General features: G+C 63.7%; 16 protein-coding genes. 7 read left to right on the forward strand and 9 right to left on the reverse strand.

All coding sequences use genetic code 11. The features are described from left to right. Positions 1-38: 38 nt before the first annotated feature. From BMW76_RS13210 to BMW76_RS40320, 3 genes are read left to right on the forward strand one after another with little or no spacing between them, the layout of a single operon-like run. Positions 39-1,583 carry an FGGY-family carbohydrate kinase gene (locus BMW76_RS13210; RefSeq protein ID WP_090865602.1) on the forward strand — a complete coding sequence of 515 codons (1,545 nt, stop codon included), beginning with the start codon at positions 39-41 and terminating at the stop codon, positions 1,581-1,583. Further along, positions 1,580-2,320: an SDR family oxidoreductase gene (locus BMW76_RS13215; protein ID WP_090865604.1), complete on the forward strand. Its 741-nt coding sequence runs from the start codon at positions 1,580-1,582 to the stop codon at positions 2,318-2,320. Before BMW76_RS13210 ends, BMW76_RS13215 begins: the two co-directional genes overlap by 4 nt. Next, positions 2,320-2,586, forward strand: a complete 267-nt coding sequence (locus tag BMW76_RS40320) for a hypothetical protein (protein WP_143062257.1) — start codon at positions 2,320-2,322, stop codon at positions 2,584-2,586. The genes BMW76_RS13215 and BMW76_RS40320 overlap by 1 nt, the downstream gene beginning before the upstream one ends. Positions 2,587-3,269: 683 nt before the next feature. On the opposite strand, the gene kynA is transcribed toward BMW76_RS40320, so the two are convergent. The 3 genes from kynA to kynB all read right to left on the reverse strand — a co-directional run bounded on the left by kynA (position 3,270) and on the right by kynB (position 6,183). After that, a complete protein-coding gene (gene kynA, locus BMW76_RS13220; protein ID WP_090865606.1) occupies positions 3,270-4,214 on the reverse strand; it encodes a tryptophan 2,3-dioxygenase in 945 nt (314 codons plus the stop codon). 9 nt (positions 4,215-4,223) lie between these two features. Then, positions 4,224-5,474, reverse strand: coding sequence for a kynureninase (kynU, locus tag BMW76_RS13225; RefSeq protein WP_090865608.1), 1,251 nt, complete (start codon positions 5,472-5,474; stop codon positions 4,224-4,226). A 76-nt stretch (positions 5,475-5,550) separates the two neighbouring features. After that, on the reverse strand, positions 5,551-6,183 hold the full coding sequence (gene kynB, locus BMW76_RS13230) for an arylformamidase (RefSeq protein WP_090865609.1): 633 nt from the start codon (positions 6,181-6,183) through the stop codon (positions 5,551-5,553). A gap of 132 nt (positions 6,184-6,315) precedes the next feature. Here kynB and BMW76_RS13235 point away from each other — a divergent pair, with 132 nt between their 5' ends. Then, on the forward strand, positions 6,316-6,819 hold the full coding sequence (locus tag BMW76_RS13235; RefSeq protein WP_087738730.1) for an Lrp/AsnC family transcriptional regulator: 504 nt from the start codon (positions 6,316-6,318) through the stop codon (positions 6,817-6,819). A 118-nt stretch (positions 6,820-6,937) separates the two neighbouring features. On the opposite strand, the gene BMW76_RS13240 is transcribed toward BMW76_RS13235, so the two are convergent. After that, positions 6,938-7,450 carry a flavin reductase family protein gene (locus BMW76_RS13240; protein WP_090865611.1) on the reverse strand — a complete coding sequence of 171 codons (513 nt, stop codon included), beginning with the start codon at positions 7,448-7,450 and terminating at the stop codon, positions 6,938-6,940. Positions 7,451-7,820: 370 nt separating this feature from the next. Here BMW76_RS13240 and msrA point away from each other — a divergent pair, with 370 nt between their 5' ends. After that, complete coding sequence (gene msrA / locus BMW76_RS13245) at positions 7,821-8,372, forward strand: peptide-methionine (S)-S-oxide reductase MsrA (RefSeq protein WP_090865764.1); 552 nt, start codon at positions 7,821-7,823, stop codon at positions 8,370-8,372. Positions 8,373-8,436: 64 nt separating this feature from the next. Here msrA and BMW76_RS13250 read toward each other — a convergent pair whose 3' ends face one another. The 3 genes from BMW76_RS13250 to pdxH all read right to left on the reverse strand — a co-directional run bounded on the left by BMW76_RS13250 (position 8,437) and on the right by pdxH (position 11,771). After that, positions 8,437-9,612: a DUF72 domain-containing protein gene (locus BMW76_RS13250; RefSeq protein ID WP_090865613.1), complete on the reverse strand. Its 1,176-nt coding sequence runs from the start codon at positions 9,610-9,612 to the stop codon at positions 8,437-8,439. A 105-nt stretch (positions 9,613-9,717) separates the two neighbouring features. After that, positions 9,718-10,932, reverse strand: coding sequence for an SAM-dependent methyltransferase (locus tag BMW76_RS13255; protein WP_090865615.1), 1,215 nt, complete (start codon positions 10,930-10,932; stop codon positions 9,718-9,720). Between the two features lie 200 nt (positions 10,933-11,132). Next, positions 11,133-11,771: a pyridoxamine 5'-phosphate oxidase gene (pdxH, locus tag BMW76_RS13260; RefSeq protein WP_090865617.1), complete on the reverse strand. Its 639-nt coding sequence runs from the start codon at positions 11,769-11,771 to the stop codon at positions 11,133-11,135. Between the two features lie 209 nt (positions 11,772-11,980). Here pdxH and tcdA point away from each other — a divergent pair, with 209 nt between their 5' ends. After that, positions 11,981-12,841 carry a tRNA cyclic N6-threonylcarbamoyladenosine(37) synthase TcdA gene (tcdA, locus tag BMW76_RS13265; protein WP_090865766.1) on the forward strand — a complete coding sequence of 287 codons (861 nt, stop codon included), beginning with the start codon at positions 11,981-11,983 and terminating at the stop codon, positions 12,839-12,841. Positions 12,842-12,913: 72 nt separating this feature from the next. Here tcdA and trxA read toward each other — a convergent pair whose 3' ends face one another. Together trxA and BMW76_RS13275 are read right to left on the reverse strand one after the other, a co-directional pair. Then, complete coding sequence (gene trxA / locus BMW76_RS13270) at positions 12,914-13,762, reverse strand: thioredoxin (RefSeq protein ID WP_090865619.1); 849 nt, start codon at positions 13,760-13,762, stop codon at positions 12,914-12,916. 124 nt (positions 13,763-13,886) lie between these two features. After that, positions 13,887-14,768: a pirin family protein gene (locus BMW76_RS13275; protein ID WP_090865621.1), complete on the reverse strand. Its 882-nt coding sequence runs from the start codon at positions 14,766-14,768 to the stop codon at positions 13,887-13,889. A gap of 167 nt (positions 14,769-14,935) precedes the next feature. Here BMW76_RS13275 and BMW76_RS13280 point away from each other — a divergent pair, with 167 nt between their 5' ends. After that, a complete protein-coding gene (locus BMW76_RS13280) occupies positions 14,936-15,817 on the forward strand; it encodes an EamA family transporter (protein WP_090865622.1) in 882 nt (293 codons plus the stop codon). The last annotated feature ends 88 nt before the right edge of the window (positions 15,818-15,905 follow it).

The following is a 15,905-nucleotide window of genomic DNA, read 5'->3' on the forward strand; positions in this document are numbered from 1 at the left end:
GACAGTGCGCGTCGCAAAGGCGCGCACACGGAGACACTATGAATTACGTCATCGGCGTCGATATCGGCACGCAGAGCACGAAGGCCGTGCTCGTCGACGAGAACGGCGCAATCGTCGCACAGCATTCGAGCAGCTATCACCCGGATACGCCTAAGCCGTTGTGGGCCGAGCAGTGGCCGACTGTGTGGATGAAGGCCGTCGTCGAATGCATTGCGCGCTGCGTCGCGAAGGCGCGCGAGGCGGGCGTCGCGTCGAATGCCATCAAGGCCGTGTGCGTGAGCAGCCTGTATGGCGGCTCCGGTATTCCCATCGATAGCGAAATGAAGCCGCTGTATCCGTGCCTGATCTGGATGGACCGGCGCGCGACGGCGCAGGTCGAGTGGGTGCGCAACAACGTCGATCTCGACCGGCTCCATGCGATCACGGGCAATGGCGTCGACAGCTACTACGGCTACACGAAGATGCTGTGGCTGCGCGAGAACGAGCCGAACGTGTGGGCCAATACGCGCTTCTTCCTGCCGCCGAATGCGTATGTGATCTATCTACTGACGGGCGAAGTGGCCGTCGATCACAGCTCGGCGGGCAACATCGGCGGCGTGTACGACATCGCGAAACGCGACTGGTCCGACGAAGCGCTCGACATGCTCGGCATTCCCGCAACGATGATGCCCGAGCGTCTCGTCGAATCGTCGGACGTGGTGGGCGGCCTGCTGTCGCAATGGACGGAGCAACTCGGACTCGAAGCGGGCACGGCGATCGTCGCGGGCGGCGTCGATGCGGCGATGGCGACCTACGCGGCGGGCGTCACGCGCGCGGGCCAGCATGTCGCGATGATCGGCACGAGCATGTGCTGGGGCTATATCAACCAGAGCGTCGATGCGCGGCACGGTCTCGTCAGCATGCCGCATGTGTTCAATGGCCAGCACGACATTTACGTGTTCGGCGGCGCGATTACGGCGGGCGCATCGGTGTCGTGGTATCGCGAGCAGTTCTGTCAGGCGGAAGTCGAAGCGGCGAAAGCGATACCGGACGGCGATCCGCATCAGCTGCTCGAAGAAGACGCGGCTCACATTCCGGCGGGCTCGGACGGCGTGATGTTCCTGCCGTATCTGATGGGCGAGCGCAGCCCCGTGTGGGACGCGAAAGCGAGCGGTGCGTTCGTCGGCCTGAGTCTTTATCACACGCGTGCGCATCTGTATCGCGCGGTGCTCGAAGGCGTCGCGTTCGCGTTGCAACACAACATCGTCGCGGGGCGCAAGGGCGCGAAGTCGCTCGACGACAAGCTGATCGTCGTCGGCGGCGCGGCGCATTCGGACCTGTGGATGTCGATCATCGCGGACGTCACCGGCTTTCCCGTCTACACGATCGAACAGGAGGTAGAAGCGCCGATGGGCGCGGCGCTGCTGGCCGCATATGGTGTGAAGCTGATCTCGCAGGAAGCGGCGCGCGGCGGCTGGGTCAGGCTCGTCGAGCGCGTGAAGCCCGATCCTGCGCGCGAGGCCCTGTACGCCGAGCGCTTTTCCATCTACACGGATCTGTATCCGGCACTGAAGCCCGTCATGCACCGGCTGCAAGCGAAATGAACGCGACCTTCGATTTTTCCGGACGCACGATCCTCGTGACGGGCGCATCGAGCGGCATCGGCCGCGTGACGGTCGAGCTATTGTGCGCAAGCGGCGCGCAAGTCGTCGCGGCGGCGCGCAATGTCGACGAGCTTGCGAGGCTCGCGGAGGAGACAGGCTGCGAGTCCTTGATTCTGGATGTTGGCGATGAAGGGGCTATCGATAATGCGCTCGGGTCGCTCGATGTCGTCTTCGATGGTCTTGTAAATTGTGCCGGCACGACGGTGCTTGAACGCGCAATCGATACGACGGCGGCGAGCTTCGACAGCGTGATGAACGTGAACGCACGCGGCGCGGCGCTGGTTGCGCGTCATGTGGCGCGCGCGATGATCGATGCGAAGCGCGCGGGCAGCATCGTCAACGTGTCGAGCCAGGCGGCCCTCGTCGGGCTCGACGATCATCTGAGCTATTGCGCGTCGAAGGCGGCGATGGATGCGATCACGCGAGTGCTGTGCGTCGAGCTTGGACCGCATGGCATACGCGTGAACAGCGTGAATCCGACAGTGACGTTGACGCCGATGGCCGTGAAGGCGTGGAGCGAGCCGGCGAAACGCGATCCCGCATTGCAGGCGATTCCGTTGAAGCGTTTCGCGCAGCCGCGCGAAGTGGCAGAGCCGATTCTGTTTTTGCTGAGCGATGCGGCTTCGATGATCAGCGGTGTGACGTTGCCGATCGATGGGGGGTATACCGCGAGGTGATGCTGCTGGTTTCTCTGCCTTTATCGCTGGCATCCGCGTATGCGCTCGCGGTGCTGGCGTTTTCCCCCTGCGCGGGGCGGCATTTTCCTTTGTTTGCAACGGCTTTTGTTTTGGTGTTTTTATCTTTGCGCCGGCATCCGCGTATGCGCCTCGCGGCGCTGGCGTTTGCCCCTGTGCGGGGCGGCACTTTGTTTTGTTTGCAACGGCTTTTGTTTTGGTGTTTTTACCTTTGCGCCGGCATCCGCGTATGCGCCTCGCGGCGCTAGCGTTGCCCCTGTGCGGGGCGGCACCTACTCTTCTTTGCCGCGGCAAAGAAGAGTAGGCAGAAGAAAGCCGCTCATACCGCCAATGCTTGACCTCTACCCACGGGCTCTCAACGTCCCCGTGTTTCGAGCGGCAGCATGCTGGCCGCTGGGCGTTGCCAACGCACTATCTGAACGCCTCACCCGCTTCTACGCCCGTGGCACGGCTAAGGGCATCGAACACGTCAGCGCCGCATCTCGGTAGTGAATAAGGTTGCTGTGTCGTACAGGACAACGCCCTCACTTGAGCCGCATCGCGTAGCGAGGTTCCTGTGCGGTGCGAATGCCTACACACAGTTTGCCGCAAAGGGGCCGGGGATATTCGATGTCGCGAGCCTCAACGCAGGTGCATGAAGCAGGTGAGGCGCTCAGCTAGTGCGCTGGCAACGAACATGAGCCAGCATGCTGCCGCGTGAAGGATGGGGGCGTTGAGAGCCCGTGGGTAAGCGTCAAGAATTGGCGGTGTGAGCGGCTTTCTTCTGCCTACTCTTCTTTGCCGCGGCAAAGAAGAGTAGGTGCCGCCCCGCACAGGGGCAACGCCCGCGCCGCGAGGCGCATCGCGGATGCCAGCGGCACGCTGAACTTTCCACGCATACGCGAATGCCAGCGCAAAGGCAAAAAAACCAACAGCGTCGCAGACAAAAAAATCACAAAAGAGTCCGCACGTGCCACAACTCAGGAAACAACACCACGTCCAGCATTTTCCGCAGATAAGGCGCGCCGCTCGTTCCGCCCGTGCCCTGCTTGAACCCGATGATCCGCTCGACTGTCGTCACATGCCTGAAGCGCCACTGACGAAACGCGTCTTCGAGATCGACGAGTTCTTCGGCCATCTCGTACAGCTCCCAATGCTGCGACGGATTGCGATACACCTCGAGCCACGCCGCTTCGACTGACGGATCGTGCTGCGTCGGCTGTGTCCAGTCGCGTTCGAGCCGCGACGCGTCGATCGCAAAGCCGCGCCGCGCGAGCAGACGGATTACTTCGTCGTAAAACGAAGGCGCTTCGAGGGACGCTTTCACTTCGGCATACACGTCTGGGTGATGCGCATGGGGCTTGAGCATCTGCTCGTTCTTGTTGCCGAGCATGAACTCCAGCTCGCGATACTGATACGACTGAAACCCCGACGAGCTGCCGAGGAAAGGCCGCATCGACGTGTATTCCGATGGCGTCATCGTCGACAGTACGTTCCAGGCCTGCACGAGCTGCTCGAGAATCCGCGACACGCGCGCAAGCATCTTGAACGCGGGCGGCAATTCATCGCGATGCACACACGCAAGCGCCGCGCGCAGTTCGTACAGCGCGAGCTTCATCCACAGTTCGCTCGTCTGATGCTGGATGATGAACAGCATCTCGTTGTGATCGGGCGAAAGCGGATGCTGCGCATGCAGAATCGAGCCGAGCGACAGATAGTCGCCATAGCTCATCGACTTCGAGAAATCGAGCTGCGCGTCGTGCCAGCCTTTGTCTTCGTCGGCGGCCATGTGCGACGCGTGCCCGGTGTGATCGGGGTGTGCCGGCTGCGTGCCGCCGTGTCCGAACGGACAGCCTTGCGCGGGCTTTTCTTCCATCATCTTCATGTGATCGGTCATCGTCGTTCCTCAGGTCACGGCGCCGCGCGCGGCGAATTCGGGTGCGCGCCAGGTCTCGTGTGCGAGCACGTGGCGCAGATGCTCGACGGCATCCCACACATCGACATAGCGCGTGTACAGCGGCGTAAAGCCGAAACGCAGCACATGCGGCTCGCGATAGTCGCCGATCACGCCGCGCGCGATCAGCGCCTGCATCACTTCATAGCCGTGCGGATGCTCGAAGCTCGCATGCGAGCCGCGCTGCGAATGCGCGCGCGGTGTCACGAGCTTGAGCGGAAACTCGTTGCAGCGCGTTTCGACCAGCTCGATGAAGAGATCGGTCAGCGCGAGCGACTTCTTGCGGATCGCCTGCATGTCGGTTTGCAGGAACACGTCGAGCCCGCATTCGACGAGCGCCATCGACACCATCGGCTGCGTGCCGCACAGGAAGCGGCCGATGCCGTCGTCGGCGGCGAACGTCGGGTCCATCGCGAATGGCGCGCGATGACCCCACCAGCCCGAGAGCGGCTGCTCGAAGTCGCTCTGATGACGATGCGGCACCCACGCGAACGCGGGCGAGCCCGGACCGCCGTTCAGATACTTGTACGTGCAACCGACGGCGCAATCCGCACCGACGCCGTTCAGATCGACGGGCACCGCGCCCGCGGAGTGCGCGAGATCCCACAGCGCGAGCGCGCCCTGCCGATGGATCAGCTGCGTGAGCGCGGCCATGTCGTGCATGTAGCCCGTGCGGTAGTTGACGTGCGTGATCATCACGACGGCGACATCGTCGGTGATGGCGGCGGGCAACTCCGACGGATCATCGATGAGGCGCAGTTCATAGCCGCGATCCAGCTGCTTGATCAGCCCTTGCGCGATGTACAGATCGGTCGGGAAGTTCGAGCGCTCCGACACGATCACGCGGCGCTTCGCATCGCGCCTGTCCTGCAAACGCAGCGCCGCCGACAGCACCTTAAAGAGGTTGATCGAAATCGTATCGGTGACGACGACTTCGTTGTGCGCCGCGCCGATCAGCGGCGCGAGCTTGTTGCCGAGGCGTCGCGGCAGCGAGAACCAGCCGGCCGTGTTCCAGCTGCGGATAAGGCCTTGCGTCCATTCGGCGCCGATCACCGTCTGCGCGCGCTGCGCGGCGGCGGCGGGCGGCACGCCGAGCGAATTGCCGTCCAGATAGATGACGCCGGGCTCCAGCGCGAACTGGTCGCGCAAGGGCGCGAGCGGATCGGCGGCGTCGAGCGCGAGTGCTTCGTCACGTTGATTCATGATGGTTCGGTTGGGTTGATCGAAAGAGAGTGTCGAGGCGCGAGGCCGTCGGTTGTGGTTGTCGTCGGGCTTGTCGTCACGCTGACAACGCTCGCAGCACGGCGCGTACCGGGCTTGCATCGAGCGTCATCAGCTTGAGCGGCAGCGCGATCAGTTCGTAGTCGCCCGGCGCCACGGCGTCGAGCACGATGCCTTCGAGAATCGCCATTCGATGCGCGCGTATGCGGCGGTGCGCGTCCATCGTCTTCGACTCCTGCGGATCGAGCGACGGCGTGTCGATGCCGATCAGCTTCACGCCATGCGCGGCGAGCAGGTCGATCGTGTCGGGCGCGACGGCGCAGAAGCCGCTGTCCCAGGCAGTCGTCGGCGCCGCGCGGTACGTGCGCAGCAGCACGCGCGGCGGCACGCCGTCGAGCGATGCCGCGACGTGCTCAGGCGTCACCAGCGGCTTCGCGCCGATGCAATGAATCACGCGGCACCGGCCCAGATACGCATCGAGCGGCACCGCGCCGATCGCCGCGCCCTGGGCGTCGTAGTGAAGCGGCGCGTCGGTGTGCGCACCCGTATGCGGCGAGATCGTCAGCCGCGCGACGTTGACAGGCGAACCCGCCTCCATCCGCCACATGCGCTCGATGCCGACGGGCGTATCGCCCGGCCAGACGGGCGTCGCCGTATCGACGGCGGGCGTGATATCCCAAAGTGTCTCCATGCGTCTGTCATGTCGTTGTACGTCCATCTCTGGATGATAGGCGGCATGAAGCGAAATGTGCTTGCTAAAAAAACTGTTTATTTCGATCCCTTTGGAACATAATTTGAGGCAAACGGGAAAGGGAGACCGAATATGAACGCGATCTCACTCGACGCCACCGATTGCCGTATCTTGACGGTGCTGCAGCACGAAGGACGAATCAGCAATCTCGATCTGGCGGAGCGGATCTCGCTTTCGCCGTCGGCATGTCTACGCCGTTTGCGCCTGCTGGAAGAGCAGGGCGTGATCGAGCGTTATCGGGCGTGTCTGAACCGCGAAGTGCTCGGCTTCGAACTGGAAGCGTTCGTGCAGGTGTCGATGCGCAACGACCAGGAAAACTGGCACGAGCGCTTCGCCGAAGCGCTGCGCGACTGGCCGGAAGTGGTCGGCGCGTTTGTCGTGACGGGAGAGACACACTATCTGCTGCGGGTGCTCGCCCACAATCTCAAGCACTATTCGGATTTCGTGCTCGGCCGGCTCTACAAGGCACCGGGCGTGATGGACATCCGCTCGAACATCGTGCTGCAGACTCTCAAGGAGGATTCTGGCGTCCCCGTGTCGCTGGTGACGGGCGCGAAGGTGCAATCGAACGGATAGCGGCGCAGGCGGCGCGGGATGGCGTAAACCCGTCGCGCGGAAAGCCTGCGAAGCCTTTCTTCCTCGCCGCCGCTTAAATGACGCGAGCCGTCAGCCCAGCGGCTTCAGCGCAGCGGCTTCAGCGCAGCGGCTTCAGCCCATGGAAATCGCCGTTCTGAAACACGAGCGGCTGGACGTGGCCGGCGCTGTCATGGATGCCGCAGCGCTCAACTTCGCCGACGAAAATGACGTGGTCGCCTTCCTGGTAGCGGCTGCGGTTATGGCATTCGAACCACGCGAGCGCGCCGTCGAGCACGGGCATGCCCGTGTCGCCCGCCGCATGCGAGACGCCCTCGAAACGGTCGCCCTTGACGGTCGCGAAGCGCTTGCACAGATCGAGTTGCGACGCGGCCAGCACATTGACGACATAATGACTGTTCGCCTGGAACACGGACATCGATGCCGAGCGCGTCGCGAGGCTCCACAGCACGAGCGGCGGCGTCAGCGAGACGGAATTGAACGAACTGGCCGTAATGCCGATCAGTGCGCCGGACGGCGCGCGCGTCGTGATGACGGTGACGCCCGTCGCGAACTGGCCGAGCGCGCGGCGAAACGCTGCATCGTCGAAATTGGGCGGGGCGGCGCGCTTCATCGCGTGAGGCATTCCGGCGAACGGACCGCTTGATGAAGCGACCAAATGGAGAAAATCGGTTTGAAGGTCATGTAGAAATTCGGCGAATTGTCCCAATTTTAACTGCAATCGCAGAGGGCTTGGCGCAGCAGGCCGTCGGCGTGGCGGCGCAATCCGCTGTCGCGAGCCGCAAGGCTTGCACCTGATGTCGCGATTCGCGCATGGTATGGATGGTGCGTGCATCACGCGTTGAACAGAAAGGCGGTGCCGCACGAACGTCCCGCCGCCGGATGCGATCAGGCATCGGGTTTCAAGGTGACTGTGGCGAGTCAGCCCGTTCCGCGCACCGATGCGCGGCGGCGAGGCGAGCGAGCCAATCCAAGGAGCGAACATGAGTCAGTCGGTCGAGACCGCCACGCTGGGCGGCGGATGTTTCTGGTGTCTTGAGGCGGTGTATCTGGGCGTCGATGGCGTGATGTCCGTGGAGTCGGGCTACGCGGGCGGGCAGGCCGAAAACCCATCGTACGAGCAGGTGTGCGACGGCGACACGGGGCACGCAGAAGTCGTCAAGGTCGAGTTCGATCCGGCGCGCATCGGCTACCGTGAGATTCTGGATATTTTCTTCGCGATCCACGATCCGACGCAGCTCAACCGCCAGGGCAACGATGTCGGCACGCAGTACCGGTCGGTGATCTTCACGCACTCGGACGCGCAGAACGAGACGGCCTTGCAGGCGATCCGCGAGATCGGCGCGGAAGGCATTTACGACGGCCAGATCGTCACGCAGGTGCTGCCGCTCGACGGCAACTACTGGGCCGCCGAGGCGTATCACCAGAACTATTTCGCGCAGCATCCGGATCAGGGCTATTGCGCGTTCGTCGTCGCGCCGAAGGTAGCGAAGTTTCGCCAGAAGTTCGCCCATCGGATCAAGGCGGGCGCCTGATCCTTAAGCGCGCCACGGCGCGCTGCGCAGCGCTGGCCTCAGATGGCCTGCGTTGCGATTCGGCTCAAATCGGCCAGGCGGCCTGTGCCGCGTTTTCCTGTTGCGCATTGCGAAGCCGCTCGCAGGCGGCCGCGATTTCCGCTGCGAGCTTCACACAGGTCAGCGGCGCCGAGCCTTCGGCCTTGTTGTTCGCGGCGATCAGCACCGGCTGGCCCGCGATCGCGTAGCGCGCGGCGAGTTCGGCGAGCGCAGTACGCGTATCCGGGTCTTCGTCGACGAGTTTGTCGAATGGCTCGTACTTCGCCTTCGCCTGTTCGTACTTGAAGCCGCCATGCAGGCTCCAGCGCACGATCAGCGGACCCGACGGCGCTTCGTCCAGCATCGCGAGGGCTGCCGCCTGGCGCGAGGGATCGGGCATCCGCGCATGAATGCCGACGCAGTAGCGCACGCCCGTTGCCTTCAACGCGCGGATCAGGCGCGGCGTCAAAACGCACGCGTCGCGGATTTCGACGGCATAGCAGGTATCGCCTTCGAGCGGCGGCAGCGCCGACAAGAACGCCGTCAATCGTTCGATGAAAAGCGCGGGCTGCGCGAGCATTTCGTTCGGCAGCGGCGAGAACTGGAACACGAGCGCGCCCGCCTTCTCTCCGAGACCATCGATGCAGGGCCGCACGAATTCGTCGATGGCCAGTTGCGCATTCAGAAAGCAAGGGTTCCCCGACACCGGCTCGCCACGCTCGGCGCGTACGGTCGCATCGGTGACGAGCGCGGGCGCCTTCACGATGAAGCGGAAGTTGTCCGGCACCTGCTGCGCGTAGCGCAGATAGTCGGTGAGCGTGAGCGGCGCATAGAACGAGCGGTCGATGCTCACCGTGCGCAGCAGCGGATGCGCGCCATATGCCGCGAGGCCATCGCGCGACAGTTTGCTGTTGCTGTAATCGTCGCCGTAGACGATGCCTTTCCAGCCAGGAAACGACCATGTCGACGTGCCCAGATGCACGTGCGGCGGCAACTGGCTCGCGAGTTCGGCGATATCGGCGGACGGCTGCGCGGCGAGGACATCACGCGCACGGCGCTTTTTCGGCGGAGCGTTGGTCTGCGCGGAGGATGTGTCGGATGCGGTATCGGATGCGGCATTGGATGCCACTGTGGGCGGCGAAGCGTCGGCGGCAGGTGTCTCGCCGACGGGGTTGCCGAACATGTCGAGTTGCGCGGAGTGCTCCGGCGTTTCTTCTTTCATCGATGCGTTGCAAGAGAGAGTGCGCTGATGTAACTCGTGCCTGCTTCGGCCCGACCCGGTGCACCTCGTCGTGCTAGCCGGTCCGAAGCGGTATGCTGCGCGATTCTACAGCGCCTTCTCGTACATATAGCGGCGCGACCACGGCAGCGTCTTCGCGCTGCGTCCCGCCCTGCGGCATACGACCTGAAAGATCGATACGTCGTCGTTCTCGAACGCGTACGCGCAGCCCGCGAGGTACACGCGCCAGATGCGGAATTTCTCGTCGTCGACGAGCTGCTTCGCTTGTTCCGCGTTTGCCTCGAAGTTTTCCGTCCAGATGTCGAGCGTGTGCGCATAGTGACGGCGCAGGCTTTCGACGTCGATGGCTTCGAGCCCGCCACGCTGCATCGATTCGAGCGCGAGGCTGATATGCGGCAGTTCGCCGTCGGGGAACACGTATCGGTCGATGAATTCGCCGCCGCCGAGAGCCGTTTCGCCGCTGTCGGAGTCAGTCGACGTGATGCCGTGATTCATCGCGATGCCGTCGTCCGTCAGCAGGTCGTGAATCTTCTGGAAGTACGTCGGCAGATTCTTGCGGCCCACGTGCTCGAACATGCCGACGCTCGTGACGCGGTCGAACTGGCCTTCGATATCGCGATAGTCCTGCAGACGGATCTCAATCTGGCCTTCGAGGCCTGCGGCTTTCACGCGCTGCGTCGCGAGATCGAACTGGTTCTGCGATAGCGTCACGCCCACGCACTTCGCGCCGAACTTCTGCGCCGCGCGCAGCACGAGCGCGCCCCAGCCGCAGCCGATGTCGAGCAGGCGCTGGCCGGGCTGCACCCCGATCTTCGTGAGGATGTGATCGATCTTCTTGATCTGCGCGGTGGCGAGATCTTCGTCACCGTTCTCGAAGTACGCGCACGAGTACACCATGTTCTCGTCGAGCCATAGCTTGTAGAACTCGTTCGAGACGTCGTAGTGATACTGGATCGCTTTCTTGTCCGACGTTTTCGTGTGATTGAAATAGCGCCGAACGCGGGCGAGCTTGCTGGCGCTCGTCACCGTGCTGCGCGCAAGCGAATAGCCGATGTTGATGATGTCCGACAGCTTGCCTTCGATGTCGATCTTGCCCTTCACGTAGGCCTCGCCGAGATTGTCGAGGCTCGGTTCGAGCAGGAGGGGCAGCGCGGAAGCGCTATTCACTTTCAGCGTGACCTGCGGCGCCGCGAACGTGCCGAAATCGTGTTGCTGGCCGTCCCACAGTACGAGGCGCGCCGGAATATTGGCCTTCGTTTTGACTTCTTCTACCCACTGCGCCAGCTTCTTCTCCCAGAACATGTGATTTCTCCGTGTCCAATGAATCAAAGCAAAGCAAAGCAAAGCCTGTCGGATCACAGTGCGCTGCGCGTGCCTCCCCCTGGCATGGGTTGGCTGCGCGTATTCGAACGTCGGGCAGCGCGCGATCCGGCCGTCCGCGCATTGCGCCGCCGTCGCGCATCGGATGCGCGATGCGGCGCGCGGGCCGGCCTGGCGATAACTCAGGGCGACAGACGGGCGATCGTCCAGTCGGCGCCGCCGCTGCGCGTGTAGAGCAGCCGGTCGTGCAGACGTGATGGCCGTCCTTGCCAGAATTCGATCGCGTCGGGAATCAGCCGGTATCCGCCCCAGTGCGGCGGACGCGGCGGATTCTCTCCGTATTGTGCGCTGAATTCACGTTCTCTCGCTTCCAGAAGCGCACGGCTTTCAATCACCTTGCTCTGGTCCGATGCCCATGCGCCGATGCGCGAGCCAAGCGGTCGCGACGCATAGTACGCGTCGCTTTCCGCGTCGCTCGTCTTGACGACGGTGCCCTCGATGCGCACCTGGCGTTCGAGTTCGATCCAGTAGAAGAGGAGGCTTGCGTGCGGGTTCTCCGCAAGTTCGCGTCCCTTGCGGCTTTCGTAGTTCGTGAAGAAGACGAAGCCGCGCTCATCGACACCCTTGATCAGCACGATGCGTGCCGAAGGCCGGCCGCGTGCGTCGACGGTCGCAAGCGTCATCGTGTTCGGCTCGGGCAGTTGCGCATCGACTGCCTGCTTGAACCACTTGTCGAACTGACGGAACGGATCGGGATCGACATCGGCGACGTCGAGAGAACCGAGCGAATAGTTTTTGCGGAGGTCGGCAAGAGTGCTCATATTTTTATGCAAGCGCTACAGTGGGGCCAGTATAGCGAAGGACGCAAATTTCTGTATTGAGTCTTGTCGTATCGACGGCTCGAGCACGAAGAGGCGACGGCGCGCGTCGGGCGCTTGCGGGCGCGATCAGGCAAAATACGGGCTTGGATGCAGACGGATATCCGCACGATATCTGCACGCTCACGCCTGAATTCGCCAAGCCACACATCATGTCCACGCCTCTCGTCACCGAGCAATCCGATCTTACTACCGACCACAGCGCGCACGAAACGCCCGACCGCGAGCGCCGCTTCGGTGGCGTCGCGCGTCTGTACGGCGCGGATGCACTGGCGGCGTTCGAGCGCGCGCACGTCGCCGTGATCGGGATTGGCGGCGTCGGTTCGTGGGCGGCGGAAGCACTCGCGCGCACGGCGATCGGCAAGATCACGCTGATCGATCTCGACAACGTGGCCGAGAGCAACACGAACCGGCAGATTCACGCGCTCGACGGCAACTATGGCAAGCCGAAGGTCGACGCGATGGCCGAGCGCATCCGGCTGATCGATCCGCAATGCGATGTGCGCGTGATCGAAGATTTCATCGAGCCGGACAACTTCGATGCGCTGCTGGGCGGCCGCTTCGACTATGTGATCGATGCGATCGACAGCGTGCGCACGAAGACGGCGCTGATCGCATGGTGCGTCGGGCACAGGCAACCTTTGATCACCGTCGGCGGCGCAGGCGGGCAGCTCGACCCGACGCGCATTCGCATCGACGATCTCGCGCTCACCATTCAGGACCCGCTGCTGTCGAAAGTGCGCGGCCAGTTGCGCAAGCAGCACGGTTTTCCGCGCGGGCCGAAAGCGAAGTTCAAGGTGAGCGCCGTGTATTCGGACGAGCCGCTGATCTATCCGGAAGCAGCTGTCTGCGATATCGACGAAGAGGCCGAGCACGTCACGACGTCGCCCGGTCATCATGGACCCGTGGGCCTGAACTGCGCGGGCTTCGGGTCGAGCGTGTGCGTGACGGCGAGCTTCGGGTTTGCCGCCGTATCGCATGTATTGCGAGCGCTCGCGAAGCAGGCGGCCTGAAGCGCATCGCTCGCACCAACGAAAAACGCGGCCGCGTGGCCGCGTTTTTCATGCCGCGTCGGAATGAGATGGTCAGTTCAGCGACGCGCTCAGCCTGCGCCGCCACTTCGACACCAGTTCCGGCTGATGCGCAGCGAGGTCGAACACCGATAGCATCGTCTTGCGGCCGACGTCCTCGCGGAACGTGCGGTCGCGCTGCACGATCGCGAGCAGATGCTCGAGCGCCGGATCGTACTTGCGCCGCGCGATCAGTGCGCTCGCGAGGTCGAAACGCGCTTCGAGGTCGTCGGGATTGTCGGCGACGCGGGCTTCGAGCGCATCCGTGGGCGGCAAATCGGCGGCGGCGTCGACGGCATCGAGCCGCGTCTTGATCGCGTTGTAGCGCGCGTCGATGCCCTGCGTCGTTTTCGGCGACAGCAGATCGTTTTCGTTCTGCGCTTCCTCGACGCGATGATCTTCGAGCAGCAGCTCCATCAGATCGAGCCGTGCTTCGTCGTAGCCCGGATCGAATGCAAGCGCAGCCTTCAGCGCGTCATACGCATCTTCGCGGCGGCCTTCGGAAACGGCCACGGCCGCTTCGGCGCGTGCCGCTTCCGCGCTGTCGGGCACGAGGCGGTCGAGAAACTGGCGCAGTTGCCCTTCCGGCAGCACGCCGATGAACTGATCGACGGGTCGACCGTCCGCGAAGGCGACGACGTGCGGAATGCTGCGCACCTGGAAGTGCGCGGCCAGTTCCTGGTTCTCGTCGACGTTCACCTTCACGAGACGCCATTTGCCTTCGTACTCGGCTTCGAGCTTTTCGAGCATCGGGCCGAGCGTCTTGCACGGTCCGCACCACGGCGCCCAGAAGTCGACCAGTACGGGCGTGAGCATCGATGCGCTGATGACGTCCTTTTCGAAGGTGGCGAGAGTGGTGTCCATTGCAATCTCTTCCTTGAATCTGTACTTGAAATAAATAGGGGCGGCCGGCGGGATTTCAACGCGCGTCTTCGATTCGTCTGGTTTGAGTGCTTTTTCGGCGCCGCCCCCGCCGATGCTTGCGAGTCTAGCGCGGCTTGCGCTCCGGCAGCGGGATCCATTCCGTTTCGCCCGGCACCTTGCCCATTTCCTGATTCGTCCAGGCGGCCTTCGCGCGCTCAATCTTCTCTCGCGAACTCGAAACGAAATTCCATTCGATGAAGCGTTCGCCGTCGAGTTTCTCGCCGCCGAGCAGCATCACCGTCGCGCCTTTCGCACTCGCGAGGGTGACGGTTTCGCCGGGCGCCAGCACGGCCATCTGCTCGGCTTCGAGCGGCTGGCCGTCGAGCGACAGATCGCCGTCGACGAGGTACACGCCGCGCTCGTCGTGCTCCGGTTCGAGCGCAAGCGCGCTGCCGGGCGAAAAATGCGCGGCGGCATACAGCGTGCCAGAGAAGGTACGCGCGGGCGCCGTCTGGCCGAACGACGTGCCCGCGATGATGCGCAAGATAACGCCGTTACGTTCGATCTCGGGCAGAGTCGAGCCGGGATGATGCTCGAACGACGGCTCGGCGTCCTCGTCGGCGAGCGGCAGCGCGACCCAGGTCTGGATGCCGTGCACCGTCGAGCCGTTCGCGCGTTCCGGTTCGGGTGTGCGCTCCGAATGCACGATGCCGCGGCCGGCCGTCATCCAGTTGACGTCGCCGGGGACGATCCGCTGTTCGGAACCGAGGCTGTCGCGATGCATGATCGCGCCTTCGAACAGATAGGTGACGGTCGCAAGGCCGATATGCGGATGCGGACGCACGTCGAGCCCAGTTCCTGGCGGCAGCGTCGCGGGGCCCATGTGGTCGAAGAAGATGAACGGACCGATGAGACGCGCGGCCATCGCGGGCAGCACGCGCCGCACGGCCAGATTGCCGATGTCGCGGACGTGAGGCTTGAGAACCGCTTTGATCGATGAGGGCATGAGGGGCTCGGTGGGTGGGGACAGGGCAGGTCATTCTACTGCCCATGCCGGCAGGCTGCGCACGAGGGAGGACGCGACAGGGCGCACGCGTTTAGCGAAGCGGACGCTGCCTTTGCCGCCGCTCCGCTAAACTCCTTTCTTTGAGAACAAGCAGAAGAGGAGTCCAGATGTCGCCGAAAGACCTGCTGCTGGCGCTGGTCGTCGTACTCGCGTGGGGCGTGAACTTTGTGGTGATCAAGGTCGGCCTGCACGGCGTGCCGCCGATGCTGCTCGGCGGGCTGCGCTTCACGCTCGCCGCGATTCCCGCCGTGTTCTTCATCAGGCGGCCGAAGATGCCCTGGCGTTGGCTCATCGCGTATGGCGCGACGATCTCGCTCGGCCAGTTCGCGTTCCTGTTCTCGGCGATGTACGTCGGCATGCCGGCCGGTCTCGCGTCGCTCGTGTTGCAGGCGCAGGCATTCTTCACGCTCGGTTTTGCCGCGATGTTCCTGCACGAGCGCTTTCGCGCGCAGAACGTGCTCGGTCTCGTGATCGCGGCGATCGGGCTCGCGGTGATCGGCATGCAGGGCGGCCACGCAATGACGCTCACCGGTTTCATCCTCACGTTGTGCGCAGCCGTGATGTGGGCGCTCGGCAATATCGTCACGAAGAAGGTCGGCAAGGTCGATCTGGTCGGGCTCGTCGTGTGGGGCAGCCTCGTTCCGCCCGTGCCGTTCTTCGCGCTGTCGTATCTGCTCGAAGGGCGGCAGCGGATCGAGGCGGCGTTGACGGGCATCGGCGCGACGTCGGTGTTTGCGATCGTCTATCTCGCGTTCGTCGCGACGCTGCTCGGCTATGTGCTGTGGAGCCGCCTGCTGTCGCGCTATCCGGCGGGGCAGGTCGCGCCGTTCTCGCTGCTCGTGCCGATCATCGGGCTAGCGTCGGCATCGGTGCTGCTCGGCGAGTCGCTGTCGGCCGCGCAGATCGGCGGCGCGGCGCTCGTGATGGTGGGCCTCGCCGTCAACGTGTTCGGCGGCTGGGTCGTGCAAAGGCTTGCGCCCGCGCGTTGAGCAGCGTTGATTTTTAGCGACACGTAAAAAGGCAACGGCCGCACTTCGCAGTGCGGCCGTTTTGCTTTGGATGCAGCGCGAGTTTCGC

Source organism: Paraburkholderia diazotrophica (genome assembly GCF_900108945.1).
Taxonomy (GTDB): Bacteria; Pseudomonadota; Gammaproteobacteria; order Burkholderiales; family Burkholderiaceae; genus Paraburkholderia; species Paraburkholderia diazotrophica.

Excerpts from the sequence above, each read along its gene's own strand:
- BMW76_RS13280 (WP_090865622.1), top strand. The coding sequence starts at position 14,936 with ATGTCGCCGAAAGACCTGCTGCTGGCGCTGGTCGTCGTACTCGCGTGG.
- BMW76_RS13240 (WP_090865611.1), bottom strand. The coding sequence starts at position 7,450 with ATGAAGCGCGCCGCCCCGCCCAATTTCGACGATGCAGCGTTTCGCCGC.
- BMW76_RS13255 (WP_090865615.1), bottom strand. The coding sequence starts at position 10,932 with ATGTTCTGGGAGAAGAAGCTGGCGCAGTGGGTAGAAGAAGTCAAAACG.
- kynB (WP_090865609.1), bottom strand. The coding sequence starts at position 6,183 with ATGGAGACACTTTGGGATATCACGCCCGCCGTCGATACGGCGACGCCC.
- trxA (WP_090865619.1), bottom strand. The coding sequence starts at position 13,762 with ATGGACACCACTCTCGCCACCTTCGAAAAGGACGTCATCAGCGCATCG.
- BMW76_RS13250 (WP_090865613.1), bottom strand. The coding sequence starts at position 9,612 with ATGAAAGAAGAAACGCCGGAGCACTCCGCGCAACTCGACATGTTCGGC.
- BMW76_RS13210 (WP_090865602.1), top strand. The coding sequence starts at position 39 with ATGAATTACGTCATCGGCGTCGATATCGGCACGCAGAGCACGAAGGCC.
- BMW76_RS40320 (WP_143062257.1), top strand. The coding sequence starts at position 2,320 with ATGCTGCTGGTTTCTCTGCCTTTATCGCTGGCATCCGCGTATGCGCTC.
- msrA (WP_090865764.1), top strand. The coding sequence starts at position 7,821 with ATGAGTCAGTCGGTCGAGACCGCCACGCTGGGCGGCGGATGTTTCTGG.
- pdxH (WP_090865617.1), bottom strand. The coding sequence starts at position 11,771 with ATGAGCACTCTTGCCGACCTCCGCAAAAACTATTCGCTCGGTTCTCTC.
- BMW76_RS13235 (WP_087738730.1), top strand. The coding sequence starts at position 6,316 with ATGAACGCGATCTCACTCGACGCCACCGATTGCCGTATCTTGACGGTG.
- BMW76_RS13275 (WP_090865621.1), bottom strand. The coding sequence starts at position 14,768 with ATGCCCTCATCGATCAAAGCGGTTCTCAAGCCTCACGTCCGCGACATC.
- tcdA (WP_090865766.1), top strand. The coding sequence starts at position 11,981 with ATGTCCACGCCTCTCGTCACCGAGCAATCCGATCTTACTACCGACCAC.
- kynU (WP_090865608.1), bottom strand. The coding sequence starts at position 5,474 with ATGAATCAACGTGACGAAGCACTCGCGCTCGACGCCGCCGATCCGCTC.
- BMW76_RS13215 (WP_090865604.1), top strand. The coding sequence starts at position 1,580 with ATGAACGCGACCTTCGATTTTTCCGGACGCACGATCCTCGTGACGGGC.
- kynA (WP_090865606.1), bottom strand. The coding sequence starts at position 4,214 with ATGACCGATCACATGAAGATGATGGAAGAAAAGCCCGCGCAAGGCTGT.